At 60.8% G+C, this 15,059-nt stretch carries 18 protein-coding genes; 4 read left to right on the forward strand and 14 right to left on the reverse strand.

The annotated features are described in order from the left end of the window. Positions 1-27: 27 nt before the first annotated feature. Positions 28-525 (reverse strand): DUF2165 family protein, encoded by a 498-nt coding sequence (locus IMX17_RS20500; protein WP_046898998.1) that lies wholly within the window; start codon positions 523-525, stop codon positions 28-30. A gap of 150 nt (positions 526-675) precedes the next feature. Further along, positions 676-1,350 (reverse strand): hemolysin III family protein, encoded by a 675-nt coding sequence (locus IMX17_RS20505; protein ID WP_033644772.1) that lies wholly within the window; start codon positions 1,348-1,350, stop codon positions 676-678. A gap of 183 nt (positions 1,351-1,533) precedes the next feature. Between IMX17_RS20505 and IMX17_RS20510 the strand changes: the two genes are divergently transcribed. Beyond that, the gene (locus IMX17_RS20510; protein WP_033644771.1) at positions 1,534-2,142 is read left to right on the forward strand and encodes an HD family hydrolase; all 609 of its coding nucleotides are present in this window, start codon (positions 1,534-1,536) and stop codon (positions 2,140-2,142) included. Between the two features lie 40 nt (positions 2,143-2,182). Here IMX17_RS20510 and rbsK read toward each other — a convergent pair whose 3' ends face one another. The 12 genes from rbsK to IMX17_RS20570 all read right to left on the reverse strand — a co-directional run bounded on the left by rbsK (position 2,183) and on the right by IMX17_RS20570 (position 12,257). Beyond that, positions 2,183-3,109 (reverse strand): ribokinase, encoded by a 927-nt coding sequence (gene rbsK / locus IMX17_RS20515; RefSeq protein ID WP_046898997.1) that lies wholly within the window; start codon positions 3,107-3,109, stop codon positions 2,183-2,185. Continuing rightward, positions 3,106-4,014, reverse strand: a complete 909-nt coding sequence (gene alsK, locus IMX17_RS20520) for an allose kinase (RefSeq protein WP_046898996.1) — start codon at positions 4,012-4,014, stop codon at positions 3,106-3,108. Before alsK ends, rbsK begins: the two co-directional genes overlap by 4 nt. Positions 4,015-4,024: 10 nt before the next feature. Beyond that, on the reverse strand, positions 4,025-4,696 hold the full coding sequence (alsE, locus tag IMX17_RS20525; protein ID WP_033644765.1) for a D-allulose 6-phosphate 3-epimerase: 672 nt from the start codon (positions 4,694-4,696) through the stop codon (positions 4,025-4,027). 30 nt (positions 4,697-4,726) lie between these two features. Beyond that, positions 4,727-5,761, reverse strand: a complete 1,035-nt coding sequence (locus IMX17_RS20530; RefSeq protein WP_193550173.1) for an ABC transporter permease — start codon at positions 5,759-5,761, stop codon at positions 4,727-4,729. Between the two features lie 10 nt (positions 5,762-5,771). After that, positions 5,772-6,758: an ABC transporter permease gene (locus IMX17_RS20535; protein WP_025304132.1), complete on the reverse strand. Its 987-nt coding sequence runs from the start codon at positions 6,756-6,758 to the stop codon at positions 5,772-5,774. Beyond that, positions 6,751-8,268, reverse strand: a complete 1,518-nt coding sequence (locus tag IMX17_RS20540; RefSeq protein ID WP_193550174.1) for a sugar ABC transporter ATP-binding protein — start codon at positions 8,266-8,268, stop codon at positions 6,751-6,753. Before IMX17_RS20540 ends, IMX17_RS20535 begins: the two co-directional genes overlap by 8 nt. A 2-nt stretch (positions 8,269-8,270) precedes the next feature. Continuing rightward, positions 8,271-9,254, reverse strand: a complete 984-nt coding sequence (locus IMX17_RS20545; RefSeq protein ID WP_060448421.1) for a substrate-binding domain-containing protein — start codon at positions 9,252-9,254, stop codon at positions 8,271-8,273. 48 nt (positions 9,255-9,302) lie between these two features. Then, positions 9,303-10,121: a DeoR/GlpR family DNA-binding transcription regulator gene (locus tag IMX17_RS20550; protein ID WP_033644759.1), complete on the reverse strand. Its 819-nt coding sequence runs from the start codon at positions 10,119-10,121 to the stop codon at positions 9,303-9,305. A gap of 380 nt (positions 10,122-10,501) precedes the next feature. After that, entirely contained in the window at positions 10,502-10,819 is a 318-nt protein-coding gene (locus tag IMX17_RS20555; protein WP_046898992.1) for a BrnA antitoxin family protein, read from the reverse strand. Next, positions 10,782-11,105 (reverse strand): BrnT family toxin, encoded by a 324-nt coding sequence (locus IMX17_RS20560; RefSeq protein ID WP_072062332.1) that lies wholly within the window; start codon positions 11,103-11,105, stop codon positions 10,782-10,784. The genes IMX17_RS20555 and IMX17_RS20560 overlap by 38 nt, the downstream gene beginning before the upstream one ends. A gap of 77 nt (positions 11,106-11,182) precedes the next feature. Beyond that, positions 11,183-11,929 (reverse strand): SDR family oxidoreductase, encoded by a 747-nt coding sequence (locus tag IMX17_RS20565; protein WP_094144085.1) that lies wholly within the window; start codon positions 11,927-11,929, stop codon positions 11,183-11,185. Between the two features lie 94 nt (positions 11,930-12,023). Beyond that, a complete protein-coding gene (locus IMX17_RS20570) occupies positions 12,024-12,257 on the reverse strand; it encodes a hypothetical protein (protein ID WP_046898989.1) in 234 nt (77 codons plus the stop codon). A gap of 189 nt (positions 12,258-12,446) precedes the next feature. Between IMX17_RS20570 and IMX17_RS20575 the strand changes: the two genes are divergently transcribed. The 3 genes from IMX17_RS20575 to IMX17_RS20585 are packed head-to-tail and all read left to right on the forward strand — an operon-like array spanning position 12,447 to position 15,056. Further along, a complete protein-coding gene (locus IMX17_RS20575) occupies positions 12,447-13,106 on the forward strand; it encodes a response regulator (RefSeq protein ID WP_033652176.1) in 660 nt (219 codons plus the stop codon). A gap of 4 nt (positions 13,107-13,110) precedes the next feature. Beyond that, positions 13,111-14,529 (forward strand): ATP-binding protein, encoded by a 1,419-nt coding sequence (locus IMX17_RS20580; protein WP_094144087.1) that lies wholly within the window; start codon positions 13,111-13,113, stop codon positions 14,527-14,529. Continuing rightward, complete coding sequence (locus tag IMX17_RS20585; RefSeq protein WP_288446132.1) at positions 14,529-15,056, forward strand: GNAT family N-acetyltransferase; 528 nt, start codon at positions 14,529-14,531, stop codon at positions 15,054-15,056. The genes IMX17_RS20580 and IMX17_RS20585 overlap by 1 nt, the downstream gene beginning before the upstream one ends. The last annotated feature ends 3 nt before the right edge of the window (positions 15,057-15,059 follow it).

Consider the following 15,059-nt stretch of genomic DNA (forward strand, 5'->3'; position numbering starts at 1 on the left):
CAGGCGCCCTGCCTGCGGCCATCTTCGTTACTCGTCCAGCTCCCCGTCGCGCTGCACCAGATAAATCAGCACCAAAATGATGGTGATGAAGAAACGAAAGGCATCGGGAACGCCGTTCCACTGCTTCGACATCCACATGCCGAACCACTCACCGCCTATCGACATGAAACCGACCTGCCAGGTGAGGAAGCCCAGCGTCAGGCCGATCACCGCCAGCGTTTTGCGACCGTTAAAGGCCCTGGCGGGCAGTTTCAGGCCGCCCAACAGTCGCAGGCCGCCGATCCAGCACAGCAGCGCGGTCAGGCTTTCCAGCGCAATGATGAAAATATAACCGGCGTGATGCAGCCACGGCGTCTGTATCGAGCGATAGCCGATGGTGGCGTCGGGGAAAATTGTGTCCATCATAAAGACATGGCGCACAAAGGCGAAGTTGGAGCCGTAGTCGGTGATGTTGCCGAAGGCGACCAGTGAAGCGAACAAAGCGATAGCGCAGACCAGCAGCGCTTTGGATAAGCGAACGATCATCTTGGTGAGTCCTGAACAGAGGTTAAAGAAACGGTATGCGGGCTCAGAAATGAAGGAACGGGCTTGCTGGATACCCGAAAGAAGCAAGCGCCTCTTTTTTAAAACAAAAGAGGCGCCAGTTCAATACGCATTCAGACGTAGCGGCAAGGCTTAGACGTACAGGTAGATCGCCATGAAATGGCAGGCGCTGCCGCCGAGCACGAAACCGTGCCAGATGGCGTGGCCAAAGCGAATGCGCTTGGAAGCGTAGAAAATCACGCCCAGGGTATAGACCACCCCGCCGATCGCCAGCAGCGTGACGCCGCCGGCCTCCAGCCGCGTGACCAACTGATAAATCACGATCAGCGACAGCCAGCCCATCGTCAGGTAGGTCACCAACGACAGGGCTTCAAAACGGTGGGCGAAGGCCAGTTTGAACAGCACGCCGAGCAGCGCCAACCCCCAGATTACCGCCATCAATCCCTTCGCCAGCGGCGAATCCAGCCCCACCAGCAAAAACGGCGTGTAAGTGCCGGCAATCAGGAGATAAATGGCGCAGTGATCGAACTTTTTCAGCCAATGCTTGGCCTTCTGATGCGGAATCGCATGGTACAGCGTGGAAGCGAGAAACAGCAGGATCATGCTGCCGCCGTATAGGCTGTAACTGGTGATGGCCGTCGCATCGGCGCCGGTATTCACCGCCTGCACCAACAGCAACACCAGACCGACGATGCCGAACACCAGCCCGATGCCGTGGCTGATGCTGTTGGCGATCTCTTCCGCCCACGGATAAGCCGCGGCGACAATCTTATTGGTCCCGGCTTTCACTACGTCCGTTTTCCCCATAACGCGCAACCCCTCAAAATGCCCTGCTTTGTTCGAAATTAACGCAAAGCAGCTTAACTGAGAATAATTCCAGTGTACACGTGTACGCTAAAATAAAAATGTGAACGCGTGTAACCATCGAAATCCCCTGCCCGGTGGTCTACAATCCTCAGGCTTCAACCCACCCACCTTGAGGTTTACACCATGTCATCCGCTGTACCCGCGTTAGATTTCGGTTCAATGACCCAGGCCATCCAGTTCCTGATGGAAATCGATAAGTTGAAAGGCGTGCAACGCCGCACCAAAGTGCTGGGCACCCAGCGCCAGGAAAACTCCGCCGAACACAGTTGGCACTTCGCCATCGCCGCCATGAGCCTGGCCCCGTACGCCGGTGATGACGTAGACATTCAGCGCGTGATCCAGATGGCGCTGCTGCATGACATCGTGGAAATCGACGCCGGTGACGTGCTGGTCTACGATCTGGCCGCCCGCGCGGCGATCCACGATCAGGAAGTGGCGGCGGCGCGCCGTCTGTTCGGCATGCTGCCGCAGACACAGCGCGAGTATTTCACCGCTTTATGGCAGGAGTATGAAGAGGGCGAAAGCGCCGATGCCCGCTTCGCCTTGCTGCTGGATCGCACCATGCCGATGCTGATGAACCTGCACAACGAAGGCCAGAGCTGGGTGGAAAACGGCATCAGCCTGGAGCAGGTACTGTCGCGCAATGCGGCGATCGCCGACGTGCATCCCGAGCTGTGGCGCCACCTGGAGCAACATCTGCGGGATGCGCAGCGCAAAGGCTGGTTGAAATAAGGGAACCGGGCTGCCGCCTCCGCGCCGCAGCCCGTCATCGTCAAGCAAACGCCCGTTGGCGCGCCAGCGCCTCGTCATAGCTCGGCATCGACACCGCCGCACCGGCGCGCTCCACGCAGACCGCCGCATAGGCGGCGGCAAAACGCACCGCCTCGGCTAACGGCACCTGATTCGCCAGCTGCGCCGCCAAGGCGCCGTTAAACGCATCGCCCGCGCCGGTGGTGTCTTTCGGCTGTGCCGGAAACGCCGGGATCAGCTCGCTGTTTTCCCCGTCCGAGAACAACGCCCCCTGCGTGCCCAACGTCACAATCAGCAAACGAATGCCCTTGGCGTGCAACACCTGCGCCGCCTGACGCGCCGAAGCCACATCGCGCACCGGCACGCCGGTCAGCAACGTGCACTCGGTGGCGTTGGGCGTCAGCAGATCGACCTGCGCCAACAGGCTGTCCGGCACCGGCTGAAACGGCGCCGGGTTGAGTATGATGAACGTTTGCGCTTCGCGGGCAATGGCGATCACCTGCTCGATCGCCGGCAGATTGTTCTCCAATTGAGTCAGCAGAATATCCGCCGCGGCGATCGCCGGCCGGCACTGACGCACCTCGTCTTCGCTGACCGTCAGATTGGCGCCGGGATCGACGGCGATCATGTTTTCCGCATCCTCGCCGGCAACGTAGATAAGCGCATTGCCGGTGGGGCAATCGCCGGTAGAGAACAGCGTCACCGCATCGAAACCGGCGGCGGCGAGGTGGCGCCGGGCGAAGGTGCCGAAGTCGTCGCGCCCCACCTTGCCGATATAATGCACCCGCGCCCCGGCGCGCAGCGCGGCGGTCGCCTGGTTGGCGCCCTTGCCGCCCGCCCCCATCATGCTGTTGCGGGCGATCAGTGATTCGCCGGGCTGCGGAAAGCGCGCCATACCGGCGACGATATCCAGGTTGAACGAACCGAACACGCAGACTTTGCCTTTCATTGCGGGTACTCCCTGCTCAATTGGAGGTGGCGCCGGGCGGCCAGACAGGCGCCTTTGCTGCCGGTTTCATCGCCGAGGCGGCTGACGGAGATCGTCAGCCCCTGCGCCGGCTGCGGCGCGCGCAGATGACGGCGGATCTCCTGCTCCAACCGCACCAACGGAAAACCGCGCATGGCGATCACGCCGCCGCCCAGGATCAGGCACTGGGGGTCGATCACGTTCATTTCGACGGCGATGGTCTGCGCCAATCGCTCGACGAAGCGCTGCAGATCCGGATGCTCGCCGTGGCGTTCGAACAGCCGGTCAAACGGCGTTTGCGCCGCGTTGGCGCGCGCCCAGCCGGTTAGCCAGTGACCGGAGGTCAAACTCTCGACGCAGCCCCGTTTACCGCACGGGCATTCGCCCTGATGGCCCGGCCAGGGAATGTGCCCCAGCTCGCCGGCGGCGCCGTGCGCGCCGTGGTAAAAATCGCCGTTCAGCCACAGGCTGTTGCCCATGCCGGTGCCCAGATACAGCCCGACCGCCACCTGCGGCAACGCCGGCAGCTGCTGCAGATCCCACCACAGCAGATGATTGACGTCCTTGTCCATTCGCACCGGCAGCGCCAGCAAATCGGCCAACAGCGCCGCCACCGGCTGAGCGTCCAGCGCCGGGATAAACGGCAGCGACAGCACCCGCGAGCGATCGCGGCTGAGGATCCCCGGCAGCCCCAGCATCACCTGCGCCACCTGACGATCTTGGCAATGCCCGGCGATCAGCCGGCCTAACGCCGCCAGCGGATCGGCCTGCCGCGCCCAGTCGGCGGTCGCTATCTTGCGGTAACCGCTGAATTCACCTTCATCATCCATCAACAGCAGGCGGGTATTGGTGCCGCCGACGTCAACGCCAAGAAAATACCGCATCATGTCCCCCGCCTCAGGCCGCCTGCCGCATCTGATCCAGCATTTTTTCCCATGCCGTCTCCAGATCCGGATCAAGATTGAACAGCCCGGAGCTGCCGACGATCAACACTTCTGCACCGGCGCCCATCAGATCGCGGTAAGTGCGCTGGTTGCAGGATCCGTCGATCTCGATCAGATAGCGCAAATTTTGTTGGCTTTTCAGGTCGCGCAATTGGCGGATCTTTTCCAGCATTTCGGGAATGAACGGCTGCCCGGCATAGCCCGGATCGACGGTCATGACGGTGACCTTGTCCAGCAGGTGAAGGTAGTGGCGAATAAACTCCACCGGCGTGGCCGGGTTCAGCACCACCCCCACTTTTTTGCCCAGCGCGCGGATTTGATTGATCACCCGAAACGCGTCGCGGTTGATGGTTTCAGCGTGCGGGCAGATAAAGTCCGCGCCTGCGCGGGCGATCGGCTCGATAAAGTCGGTCGGGTTCTCCACCATCAGATGCACATCCAGCAACAACGAGGTGTGCGGGCGGATCTGTTCGATAAAGAACGGCGACAGCGTGATGTTTTTAACGTAGTGCCCGTCCATGATGTCGATATGCAGCATATCGGCGCGGCGGTTCAGCACCGCCAATTGCTGGCGGATATCCATCAGGTTCATGCACATCAGTGAAGGCGAAATCTGGTATTTCATTAGCGTTATCCTGCGCAAAAGGGAAAAGGATCAGTGGCCCGCCGCGGTTCTGGCCTGGGCCGCGCTGCGGCGCATCGCCCGCCGCTGCCGATAGCGATGCCGGAAAAACTTCAGCGCCAGCACCGCGATCAGCACGGCGCCCCACATCGCCAGACTAAAATGCGGGCTGACGTTCATCAGGTTTAAGCCGGTCGCGATCACCTGCAGCACGATCAGCGCCAGCACCACGCCGCTGACCCGGCCAAAACCGCCGAACGGATCGGTGCCGCCCAGAATGATCGCCAGCACCGTCAGCAGCAGGTAAGAGTCGCCGTAACCCATGCGCGCCGAGTTGAAGCGCGCCATCATCACCAGCCCGGCAATGACGCACAGCAGGCTGGAGAGGGTGTAAATGGCGATCAGCACCCGATGGGTATTCACGCCGCTGAAATGGGTGGCGTTGATGTTGCTGCCGCTCATGTAGATGCATTTGCCGAGCCGGGTTTTCTGCAGGAACAGCGCCAGCAGCGCGGCGACCGTCAGGAAGATCAAGAGCGGCACCGGTACGCCCAGCACGCTCTCGGCGCCGATAAAGCGCACGATCTCCGGCATGCCGCTCAGGGCGGCGCCGCGCGTCAGGTAGATGCCGATGCCGTTGACCGTGGTCATGGTAGCCAGCGTCACCAGAATCGGGTGCGCGCCGACGTAGGCCACCAGCGCACCGGTCGCCGCGCCGATAAGCCCGGCCAGCAGCATCGCCGCCGCCAGCGCCAACGCCAGCCACAGCGCCTGCAAGCCCAGCCCGGCGTCCGCCGGCAGGTAGCTGATGAACAGCCAGGCCATCAGCAGGCTGGTCAGGTTGGCGCTGGCGATAATGCACAGGTTCAGGCCGCCACTGAGGATCGGGATGAACATCGCCAGCGTCAGCAGACCCAGTTCCGGCAGCTGGAAGGCCACGCTGGTGAAGGTGGCGCCGCTGAAGAAGCGCCCCGGCATCAGCAAGCTGAAGGCGAGCACCACCGCCAGCAGCAAGGCCAGCAAACCGACGGCGGCCCCGTCCGGACGAAATTTCAGGTTGTTGCCCATCAAGCGCTCCTCAGGCGAAACCGACGTCGGTTTCTTTGCGTTTCTTGTAGTGAGTGACGGTGATCGCCGCGACGATCACCAGACCGATCACCACGTTCATGAAGTAGCTGGACACGCCGATCAGGTTGAGGCCGTTTTTCAGCACGCCGATCAGGAACACGCCCATCAGCGTGCCGACCACGCTGCCCTTGCCGCCGTTCAGGCTGGCGCCGCCCAGCACCGCCGCCGCCAGCACGTCGAGCTCGCCGCCCACCAGCGCGTTGGGCACCACTTCCCCCATGCGATACACCTGCACCAGGCCGCCGATCGCCGCCATCGCGCCCAGATAGCCATAGGCGAACAGATGCAGCAGGCCGACGCGAATGCCGATGCGCCGCGCCGACTCCGCATCCCCGCCCACGGCAAACAGCTGGCGCCCGAGGTGCGTTTTGTTCAGCAGCAGCCAGGTCAGCAGCGCCACCGCCAGCATCACCAGCGTCGGCAAACCGAGCTGATAGCTCTGCTCACCCAGTTGGAACGGCAACACGCTGCGCGGCAGCGTCCACCAGTCCGGCAATGCGTACAGGCTGCGGCCGTTGGTCAGCCACATCAGCATGCCGAACAACAACGCCTGCATGCTGATGGTGACGATGATCGAGACGATGCGCAGGCAGTAGATCAACAGCGCGTTGACCATGCCGAGCGCGGCGCCGATCGCCAACGCCAGCAAAATGCTGCCCGCCGGGCTGGCCAGGCCGTAATGCGTCGCCAGCGTGGCGATCAGGTACTGCACCACCGAGGCGACTGCGGCGAAGGAAATGTCGATGCCGCCGGTCACCAGCACCACGAACAGGCCGAGGGCGAATATGCCGCTCACCGCGTAGCTTTCGCTGAGATCGAGCAGGTTTTGCACCGTCAAAAACTGATCGCTGAGTAGCGAAAAGACGATGACCGTCAGCAGCAGCACCCAGGCCAGGTAGCCTTCGTTGCCGCGCGGTTTCAGACTGAATCTACGCATTAACCGCCTCCGCCAGCTGCAGCTGGCTCACCTGCCCCGGCAGGTACTCGCCGATCACGCTGCCGCCGCTGAAGTGCAGCACCCGATCGCAGTTGTAATACACTTCGGGCACCTCGTCGGAGATCAGCAGAATCGCGATCCCCTCCTGCGCCAGCAGATGGATCAATTGGTAGATGCTGGCCTTGGCGCCGACGTCGACACCGACGGTCGGCGAGTCGAGGATCAGGATCCGCGGTTGGGTCAGCACCCACTTGGCCAGCACGATCTTTTGCTGATTGCCGCCGGAGAGCGTCGAAACCGCCTGATCCGGATCCGCCACCCGCACGCCGAGTTTGGCGATCCACTCCGCGACGATGCGATTCTTACGGTAGTCGTCGATCAGGCGAAAACGCCCGCGCAGCTTATCGAGAATGGTCAGCACCGCGTTGTCCGCCACCGACTGTTGCTGCACCAGCCCCAGCGTCAGGCGATCCTCCGAGACATAACCGATGCCGGCCTTGATCGCGTCCTCATGGCCGCGAAAGCGCACCGGTTTGCTGTCGAGGTAAAGCTTGCCGCTGTCCGGCCGGGTCATGCCGAACAGGCTCAGCGCCAGCTCGGTGCGCCCCGAGCCGAGCAGTCCGCACAGCCCGAGCACCTCGCCCTGATGCAGGCAGAAGCTGACATCGTGATACTGCCCGGCGCGGCTGAGACGATCCGCCTCCAGCATCACCCGATCCTTATTCATGCTCGGTGACTTCAGGCGATAGTCCAGCGTCAGGCCGGTCATCAATTCGGTCAGACGATCGCCGCTGATCTCCGCCGCCGGCCAGGTGCCGATCTTGTTGCCGTCGCGGATCACCGTGACGCGATCCGAGATCTCCAGCACCTCGTCCAGCCGGTGGCTGACGAACACCACGCAGATGCCCTGCGCTTTCAAATAATCCACCGTGCGCAGCAGCTGATTGACCTCGGTGCGGGTCAGCGAGGCGGTCGGTTCATCCATGATCACCAGCCGTGCCTGCGCCACCAGCGCGCGGCAGATCGCCACCTGCTGGCGCTGGGCGATCGGCAGTTCCGCCACCGGTTTGTCGAGATCGAGATTGAAATTCAGCTCCTGCAGCAGGCGTTCGGCGGTGCGCCGCAGCCTCGCCGGGCGGTGCCATCCCAACAGCCCGCGCAGGTTGTGCTCAAAGGCGATGTTTTCCGCCACCGTCAGGTTGGGAAACAGCGACAGATCCTGATAGATCACCTGAATGCCGAAGGCGCGCGCCTGATCCGGCGACAGCCGGCCGAAGGTTTGCCCATCGAGGGTAATGCGGCTGCCGTCATCCGGTTGATACACGCCGGCGATCGCCTTGATCAACGTGCTCTTGCCGCAGCCGTTGGTGCCGGCCAGGCAGTGCACCTCCCCCGGCATCAGCGCCAATGAGATATCGTTCAGCGCGCGCTGCCCGCCGAAGGTCATCGACAGCTGTTGCAGTTCGATAAGCGGCGCGCCCCGCGTTGCCGTATTGCCGGAAATCGCCATGATTACAGCCCCATCTTCACCAGCTTCGGCAGGTTTTGCTTATCCAGGCTTTCGGTGGCGTTGCCAAGAATGGTGTGCTGCTGCGCATCCACCTGCACCTTGCCCATGCCTTCGATGGTCATGCCATCGGTGATTTTTTCGCCCTTGTGCATCATGTCGGCGATGCGCACGAACACTTCGCCCGCCACCATCGGGTTCCAGATGTAACCGCCCTTGATGGCGCCGCGATTGACCAGCGAAGCGCCCTGGCCCGGGCTGAACGGCCCGATGACGCAGATATCGTTGCTTTTGCCGCGGTTGAGCACCGCGCGCCCGGCGCCGATCGGCCCCTGCGAACCGAACGCCAGCACGCCTTTCAAATCGGGATATTTGGCCATCAGATCGTTGGTGGTGCGCACGCTGTCATCCAGCGATTCCCCCACGCCGAACTTGTCGCCCACCAGCTGCATGTTCGGGTAGTACTGCTTCTGGTAATTGATCGCCGAGTCCGACCAGGTGATGTGCAGCGGCACCGTCAGGCTGCCGACGTATACCGCGTACTTGCCCTGCTCTTTCATGCAGGCGGCCAACGCTTTCATGTGGTTGACCCCGTGCTGCGAGGCGTCCACCAGCTCAAAATCCCAGTCGGCGTACTTCTGGCCGGGGGACTCATGCACGATCACCTTGATGCCCGCCTCCTGCGCGCGCTTGAGCACCGGCTCCAGCACCCGGGCGTCGTTCGGCACCACGCCGATGATGTCCACCTTCTGCGCGATCAGATCCTCGATGGCGCGCACCTGCAGCGCCGGATCCGCCGCCGTCGGCCCGACCATCCAGGCGTCGATGCCGCGTTTGGCGCTCTCGCTTTTGATACCGGCCTCCATGGCGTTGAACCAGGGAATGCCGCCGATTTTCACCACCACGCCCATTTTCAGCTTGTCCGCCGCCTGCGCGGAGACCGACAGCAGCAGCGAGGCAAACAGACCGACCAGTACGGATTTTTTCATTGTTCTCTCTCCACAAGTGTTGGCTGTAATAAAAGGTTTTCGTTGTTGTTATCGCGCCGCCCTTTTCGCGGCGGGTGAAACTTCAATCACATCGACGTTGTTCCAGGCCAATTCCTGACGAAACTCGTCATCGCCAAGCCTGTCGGTGATCAGCGTATCTATTTCCCGGTAATGGCAAATGCGGGCGAACGAGCGGCGGCCGAACTTGTTGCTGTCCACCAGCAGGAACTTGCGCTCCGAGGCCAGCAGCATCTGTTGCTTCAGCCGCGCATGGTGCTCATTGCTCTCGCGGATGCCGCCGTCCTGGCAGATGCCGTGGCAGGAGAAAAACAGCTTGTTGATCACGAACTCTTTCAGCATCTGCTCCGCCAGCACGCCGATAAAATCCTCGTACTTGGCGGAATACTCGCCCCCCAGCCCGATGGTGCGCACGTTGGCCTTGCAGGCCAGCGTCTGGATGATGTGCAGCGAGTTGGTCAGCACCACCAGCGAGATATCCGGCAGCTGGCGCGCCAAAAACCAGCTGGTGGAGCTGCTGTCCAGCAGCAGGCAATCCCCCGGCGCGATAAACTCCAGCGCGCGTTTGGCGATGCGCGTCTTCTGCTCCGGCGACTCATTGCTGCGCTGGCGGAAGGACTCTCCCTGATCTATCTCGGCGGGCACATAGGTTTTTTCCACCGCCGGCGGCTCGACGAAGACCGCGCCGCCGTGGCTGCGCAGCAGCAGGCCGCGCCGTTCCAGCAGGGCCAGATCACGCCGCGCCGTCTCGATAGAGATATGGCACAGCTGCGCCACCTCCTGCACCATCACGCGGCCGCGCTGGCTCAAGACTTCGGTAATAAAGCGATGACGTTCTACAGGCAGCATGTTTCTTTTCTCCTCCACGACGATGATTACGATATCGATTTGCCGCGCCGCGTTTTGCGCGCAGACGCAAAGCGCATCGCCCCGCGATCGGTCAACGATCGCGCTGTGATAGTTGTCAAAAAAATCGGGAAGGAAATGAAATGAATAATTACGAAAGTGTGGAGTAACAGACAGTTATGATGCGCGTACGCCTGAGACAGACAGGAGAGAAACGGTAAACGGTCACAATTCCACGTTCCGCGGCATGACCGTTAATGACCGTTTGTGTGGTTTTGACCGAGCGCCGCAAGAAGACAGCCGGCGTTGATAACGCATTACCTGAAAAAACAGCAAAAAAATCCGGTGAGAATCTCACCGGATCGTTAGCCGCCTGGCACAAATTATTCCTCGTGCTCATGCTCTTTCAACATCGCCTCACGCAACACGGCGTTCAGGCGTTTCTGATAGCCTTTGCCTGGTCGCTGAAGCCAGGCCAACACATCCGCATCGATTCGGATGGTTTTTGATACTTTCATCGGCTTATAAAAACGCCCCTGAACCGCAGTCTGCCACGCTTCTTCCCCCAGCGCCGGCGCATCGGCATAATTGATGTCCTCGTCCGGCAACGCACTCAGTGAAGCAATTTGCGCTTTCTGCTCCTCCGTCAACGGCGGGAGTACGCTATGGGCCAGATTTTTGGCGGAATTTTTGCGCTTCATATCTTCCCCTCTCTTTGGCATCGGCCTTGCGTGCTGAAATGATACGCACGATCTCTACTGTATCGCCTTCGACATCCGTTTCGATCGTCGTATGTGCCACCAGCAACAGCAAACAAGAGCCAACCATACCGATCGTTTGCCAACGTTCTTCTCCACCCTCGATCCTTTCCAGCACAGCCAAATGGTTGGGATCCAGAAAAACCCGTTGCGCAATCTCAAAACTGACACGGTGTTTGTGCTGGTTACTGTGATTTTTATCCTGATTCCATTCAAAATAAACATACATTTTTGTAACTACATTTTGATTATTATTTAATCAAAATACATCACATCCGGAGGGATGTCAAAACCCTACGGATGCGTTCAACGCCCGCCTGCGGCCTCGATAAAGGTGCCGGTCACGTAAGACGCGGCGTCAGACAGCAGCCAGGCGATCGCTTCCGCCACTTCCTGCGGCTGGCCGCCGCGCTGCATCGGCAAACTGCTCTTCACGCGATCCACCCGGCCAGGTTCGCCGCCGCTGGCGTGTATCTCGGTATAGATAAGCCCAGGCCGCACGCCGTTGACGCGGATGCCCTGCGCCGCCACCTCCAGCGATAGCCCGATGGTCAACGAATCGACGGCGCCTTTCGAGGCGGCATAATCCACATATTCCCCCGGCGCACCTAAACGGGAAGCGGCGGAGGACACATTGACGATAGCGCCGCCCTGCCCGCCATGGCGCTGCGCCATGCGCTTCACCGCCTCGCGGCAACACAAGAAATACCCGGTGACGTTGGTGCCGAGCACCTTATTGATGCGCTCGGCGGTCAACTGTTCAATGTTCGCCTGCCGGAACAGAATGCCGGCGTTGTTGACCAGCGCACTGAGCGTGCCCAGCCCGGCGTCCAGCGCCCTGAACATTGCCATCACCTGCGCTTCATCGGCCACGTCGGCCTGCAGCGCCAGCGCCTTGCCGCCCTGCGCCTCAATCTCCGCCACCACCTGCCGCGCCGCGCTTTCGTCGCGCAGGTAATTCACGCCCACCGCATAGCCCTGCCGGGCCAGCAGCAAAGCGGTCGCGCGGCCAATTCCCCGGCTTGCGCCGGTCACCAATGCCACTTTCGTCATCGTATTTTTTCTCTGGTTGGCGATGTCGACAACGGCCTGCGCACAGGCCTTCCGTTTGCCCGTCAGAGTATAGAGCGGCGCCCTAAAAAACGCTTCAACGCTGAGCCAGGCGGCGCAGCTGCTTTTTAATGCGCGACTTGGCGCAGCCGTAAGCGTCCGTCGCCGCCGCCTGATGCACCCGCTGCAAAGCGGAAGCATGATGGCCACCGTGGCTATGGCTCTGCGCATCACCGCGAAAAGACAGCATCAACAGAACGAGCAGCATCGCCACGCCTGAATACATCAGCCGCCGCGAGGCGCCTGCGCTCGGGAAACCTTCAGTCTGCATGTTTCGCTCTCTCAGCCATGATTTCGAATGGCAGCAAAATAACTGAAATTCCCCCCCGCTCCCTTAACGCGAGATTAAAGCCAGATTAAGGTTTGCTTAAGAACGCGCAGGCAGAGCGGTTTTCCTCGTTGTCTTCCCGTCAGCGTTATAGTTAGATAATCGCGACTCAAGGCTCTCAGCGGAAATAACGTGAACATACTGTTGGTGGAAGACGACCTGCAATTAGGCAAGGCGCTGTGCCGAGCATTGGAGCTGGCCGGCTTTAATTTGTGCTGGGTGCGCCTGCTCACCGACGCGGAAAATAAACTTTCACCCGGCGGGTTCGATTTGATGCTGTTGGATCTCACGCTGCCGGACGGCGACGGTTTGCAGAAACTGATCGCCTGGCGCGCCGCCGGACAAAATATCCCGATCATCATCCTGACCGCCCGCGATCGCATCGAGAGCCTGGTGAACAGCCTCGACTCCGGCGCGGACGACTTTCTGGCCAAACCTTTCGCGCTGCCCGAACTCATCTCGCGCGTCAAGGCGGTCAACCGGCGCATGGCGGGCTTCGCTTCTCAAACCTGGAGCCTCGGCGCGCTGTATCTCGATCCGGTCAACCATCAGGTCATGCTGGATAACGAACTGCTGATGCTGTCGAAAAAAGAGTATCACCTGCTGCACGAACTGATGCGCTGCGCCGGCACCGTGGTGCGCAAAGCGGTGTTGGAACAGCGGCTGTTCGGCCACGGCGATAGCGTGGAAAGCAACTCGCTGGAAGTGCACATGCATAATTTACGCCGCAAGATTGGTAAAGAAAGAATCATTACCGTGCGCGGCATTGGCTATTTGCTGAAGAAAGAGTAGCGGGATGATCGGTTTCAAATCCTTCTTTATGCGCACCATTATTTTCCAGGTCCTGGCCATTTTATTATTGTGGGGGATCCTCGTCGCCTGGGTGAAGTACTGGTATTACCCCGACATGGAGAAATATTTCGATAACCAGCAACGCATCGTCGCCGCAGGCATCGCCAATATTCTCGATGAAACCGGCACCGATAATATCGATTACCGCGGCATCATCAAAACCATCGAAGGCATGTACATTGATTCCATCAATAACGGCATGCAGGATCAAATCGACTATCACCCGCTGTTCGTGGTTTACGACCGGGATAACCGGGTGCTTTACAGTTCGCAAACGCAGGGAGAACCGCTGCGCCTGCCGCCTGCGGTGCTGTCAGGCTCTGTCAATTACGCCGGCGCCAACTGGCACCTTGCCGGCAGCTGGAGCGAAAAGCGCCAGTACCGGGTGATCGTCGGCGAGTCTTTCAACGATCGCACCACGCTGTTCGGCAACCCGGCGGAGAGCACCGCTGTACCGCTGTTGGGCATTCTGGCGGCGATCATCATTACCTTGCTGTTTACCGCCTACTTCAGCCTGCGACCACTGCGCCAGATCGCCCGCACCATTTCCGATCGTCAGCCGGGCAATCTGTCGCCGCTCAACGTCAGCGAGCAGTATCAGGAAATCCGGCCGGTGGTGATGGAGGTCAACAAACTGATGGCGCGCATCGACGCGGCCAATCAGCGCGAGAAACGCTTTATGGCCGACGCCGCGCACGAGCTGCGCACGCCGATCGCCGCCGTGCTGGCGCAGCTGCATCTGCTGACCCAGGTCAGCGAGCAGCAGGAGCGCCGGGAAATCATCGGCGACATGCAGCAAGGGCTGGATCGCGCGGCGTCGCTGTCACGCCAGCTGATCAACCTGGCCAAGCTGGAGGCGGAAGATTTTCCGCTGAAGATTGAGGCGGTGGATATCTATGCGGAGATCGGCAAATGCATCGCACAGCACGTCCCCTATGCGCTGGAAAAAGATGTCGAACTGTCGCTCGACGGCAGCGAGGATGTGGTGGTGAGTACCGACCGCCATGCGCTGATCGCCATCTTCACCAACCTGCTGGATAACGCGCTCAAGTACGCGCCGCCCGGCAGCCGCATCGAGGCCAATATCCGCTCGCTGGCGCCGCTCGGCTGCTATATTACGTTGCGCGATAACGGCCCGGGGGTGAGCGAAGAACATCATTCCCGCCTGTTTGAACGCTTTTACCGCGTGCCCGGCACGCAGCAAACCGGCAGCGGGCTCGGATTGGCCATCGCCCGTAACCTGGCCGACAAAATCGGCGCGCAGCTGCGCGTTACCGAAGGCCTTGACGATCGCGGCATCGGCTTCATCATCGATTTGCCGGAAAGTTATCGGCCGCAGACTGAGAGTGAACCACGACCATGATTGCCCCTGTTCTGCTGCAACGGCAGCAACTCGACCGGCTATGGGATATCGACCGCAGCGAAATTATCGACACGCTGTATCGCCTGCAGGACGGCAAGCTGCAACCCTATGCGGAGTACTACGACGTGCGCGGCTGGGATCCGCACGATCGGGAAACCTATACGCCAATCCACGAAGCGTGCTTCGATCGCGGCGGCGCGTTCTTCGCGCTGTTCGAAGGCGAGGAGATCGTAGCGGCGGCGGCGCTGGATACCGAGCCGCGCGGCCCACTGCGGGATCTGCGCCAGCTGCTGTTCTTTTACGTCAGCGCGCACAAACGCGGCCAGGGGTTAGGCAGGCAGCTGTTCCAGCTCTGCCTGCGTCAGGCGGCGCAAGACGGCGCCGCCGGGCTGTATGTCTCCTCCATCCCCAATAAAAGCACCGTAGACTTCTATCTGGCGCAGGGCTGCCGGCTCATCGAACAGCCGGATACCGAATTGTTCGCCCGTGAGCCGGAAGACATTCACCTGGTCTGCCCTTGCCGCTAGCGG

Origin of the sequence: Serratia sp. X3, from assembly GCF_014982455.1 — a bacterium.
Classification (GTDB): domain Bacteria; phylum Pseudomonadota; class Gammaproteobacteria; order Enterobacterales; family Enterobacteriaceae; genus Serratia; species Serratia ureilytica.

Coding starts and splice junctions, on each gene's coding strand:
- IMX17_RS20545 (WP_060448421.1), bottom strand. CDS start 9,254: ATGAAAAAATCCGTACTGGTCGGTCTGTTTGCCTCGCTGCTGCTGTCG.
- rbsK (WP_046898997.1), bottom strand. CDS start 3,109: ATGAAAGGCAAAGTCTGCGTGTTCGGTTCGTTCAACCTGGATATCGTC.
- IMX17_RS20565 (WP_094144085.1), bottom strand. CDS start 11,929: ATGACGAAAGTGGCATTGGTGACCGGCGCAAGCCGGGGAATTGGCCGC.
- IMX17_RS20560 (WP_072062332.1), bottom strand. CDS start 11,105: ATGTATGTTTATTTTGAATGGAATCAGGATAAAAATCACAGTAACCAG.
- alsE (WP_033644765.1), bottom strand. CDS start 4,696: ATGAAATACCAGATTTCGCCTTCACTGATGTGCATGAACCTGATGGAT.
- IMX17_RS20530 (WP_193550173.1), bottom strand. CDS start 5,761: ATGGGCAACAACCTGAAATTTCGTCCGGACGGGGCCGCCGTCGGTTTG.
- IMX17_RS20540 (WP_193550174.1), bottom strand. CDS start 8,268: ATGGCGATTTCCGGCAATACGGCAACGCGGGGCGCGCCGCTTATCGAA.
- IMX17_RS20500 (WP_046898998.1), bottom strand. CDS start 525: ATGATCGTTCGCTTATCCAAAGCGCTGCTGGTCTGCGCTATCGCTTTG.
- IMX17_RS20570 (WP_046898989.1), bottom strand. CDS start 12,257: ATGCAGACTGAAGGTTTCCCGAGCGCAGGCGCCTCGCGGCGGCTGATG.
- IMX17_RS20505 (WP_033644772.1), bottom strand. CDS start 1,350: ATGGGGAAAACGGACGTAGTGAAAGCCGGGACCAATAAGATTGTCGCC.
- IMX17_RS20555 (WP_046898992.1), bottom strand. CDS start 10,819: ATGAAGCGCAAAAATTCCGCCAAAAATCTGGCCCATAGCGTACTCCCG.
- IMX17_RS20580 (WP_094144087.1), top strand. CDS start 13,111: ATGATCGGTTTCAAATCCTTCTTTATGCGCACCATTATTTTCCAGGTC.
- IMX17_RS20550 (WP_033644759.1), bottom strand. CDS start 10,121: ATGCTGCCTGTAGAACGTCATCGCTTTATTACCGAAGTCTTGAGCCAG.
- IMX17_RS20535 (WP_025304132.1), bottom strand. CDS start 6,758: ATGCGTAGATTCAGTCTGAAACCGCGCGGCAACGAAGGCTACCTGGCC.
- alsK (WP_046898996.1), bottom strand. CDS start 4,014: ATGATGCGGTATTTTCTTGGCGTTGACGTCGGCGGCACCAATACCCGC.
- IMX17_RS20510 (WP_033644771.1), top strand. CDS start 1,534: ATGTCATCCGCTGTACCCGCGTTAGATTTCGGTTCAATGACCCAGGCC.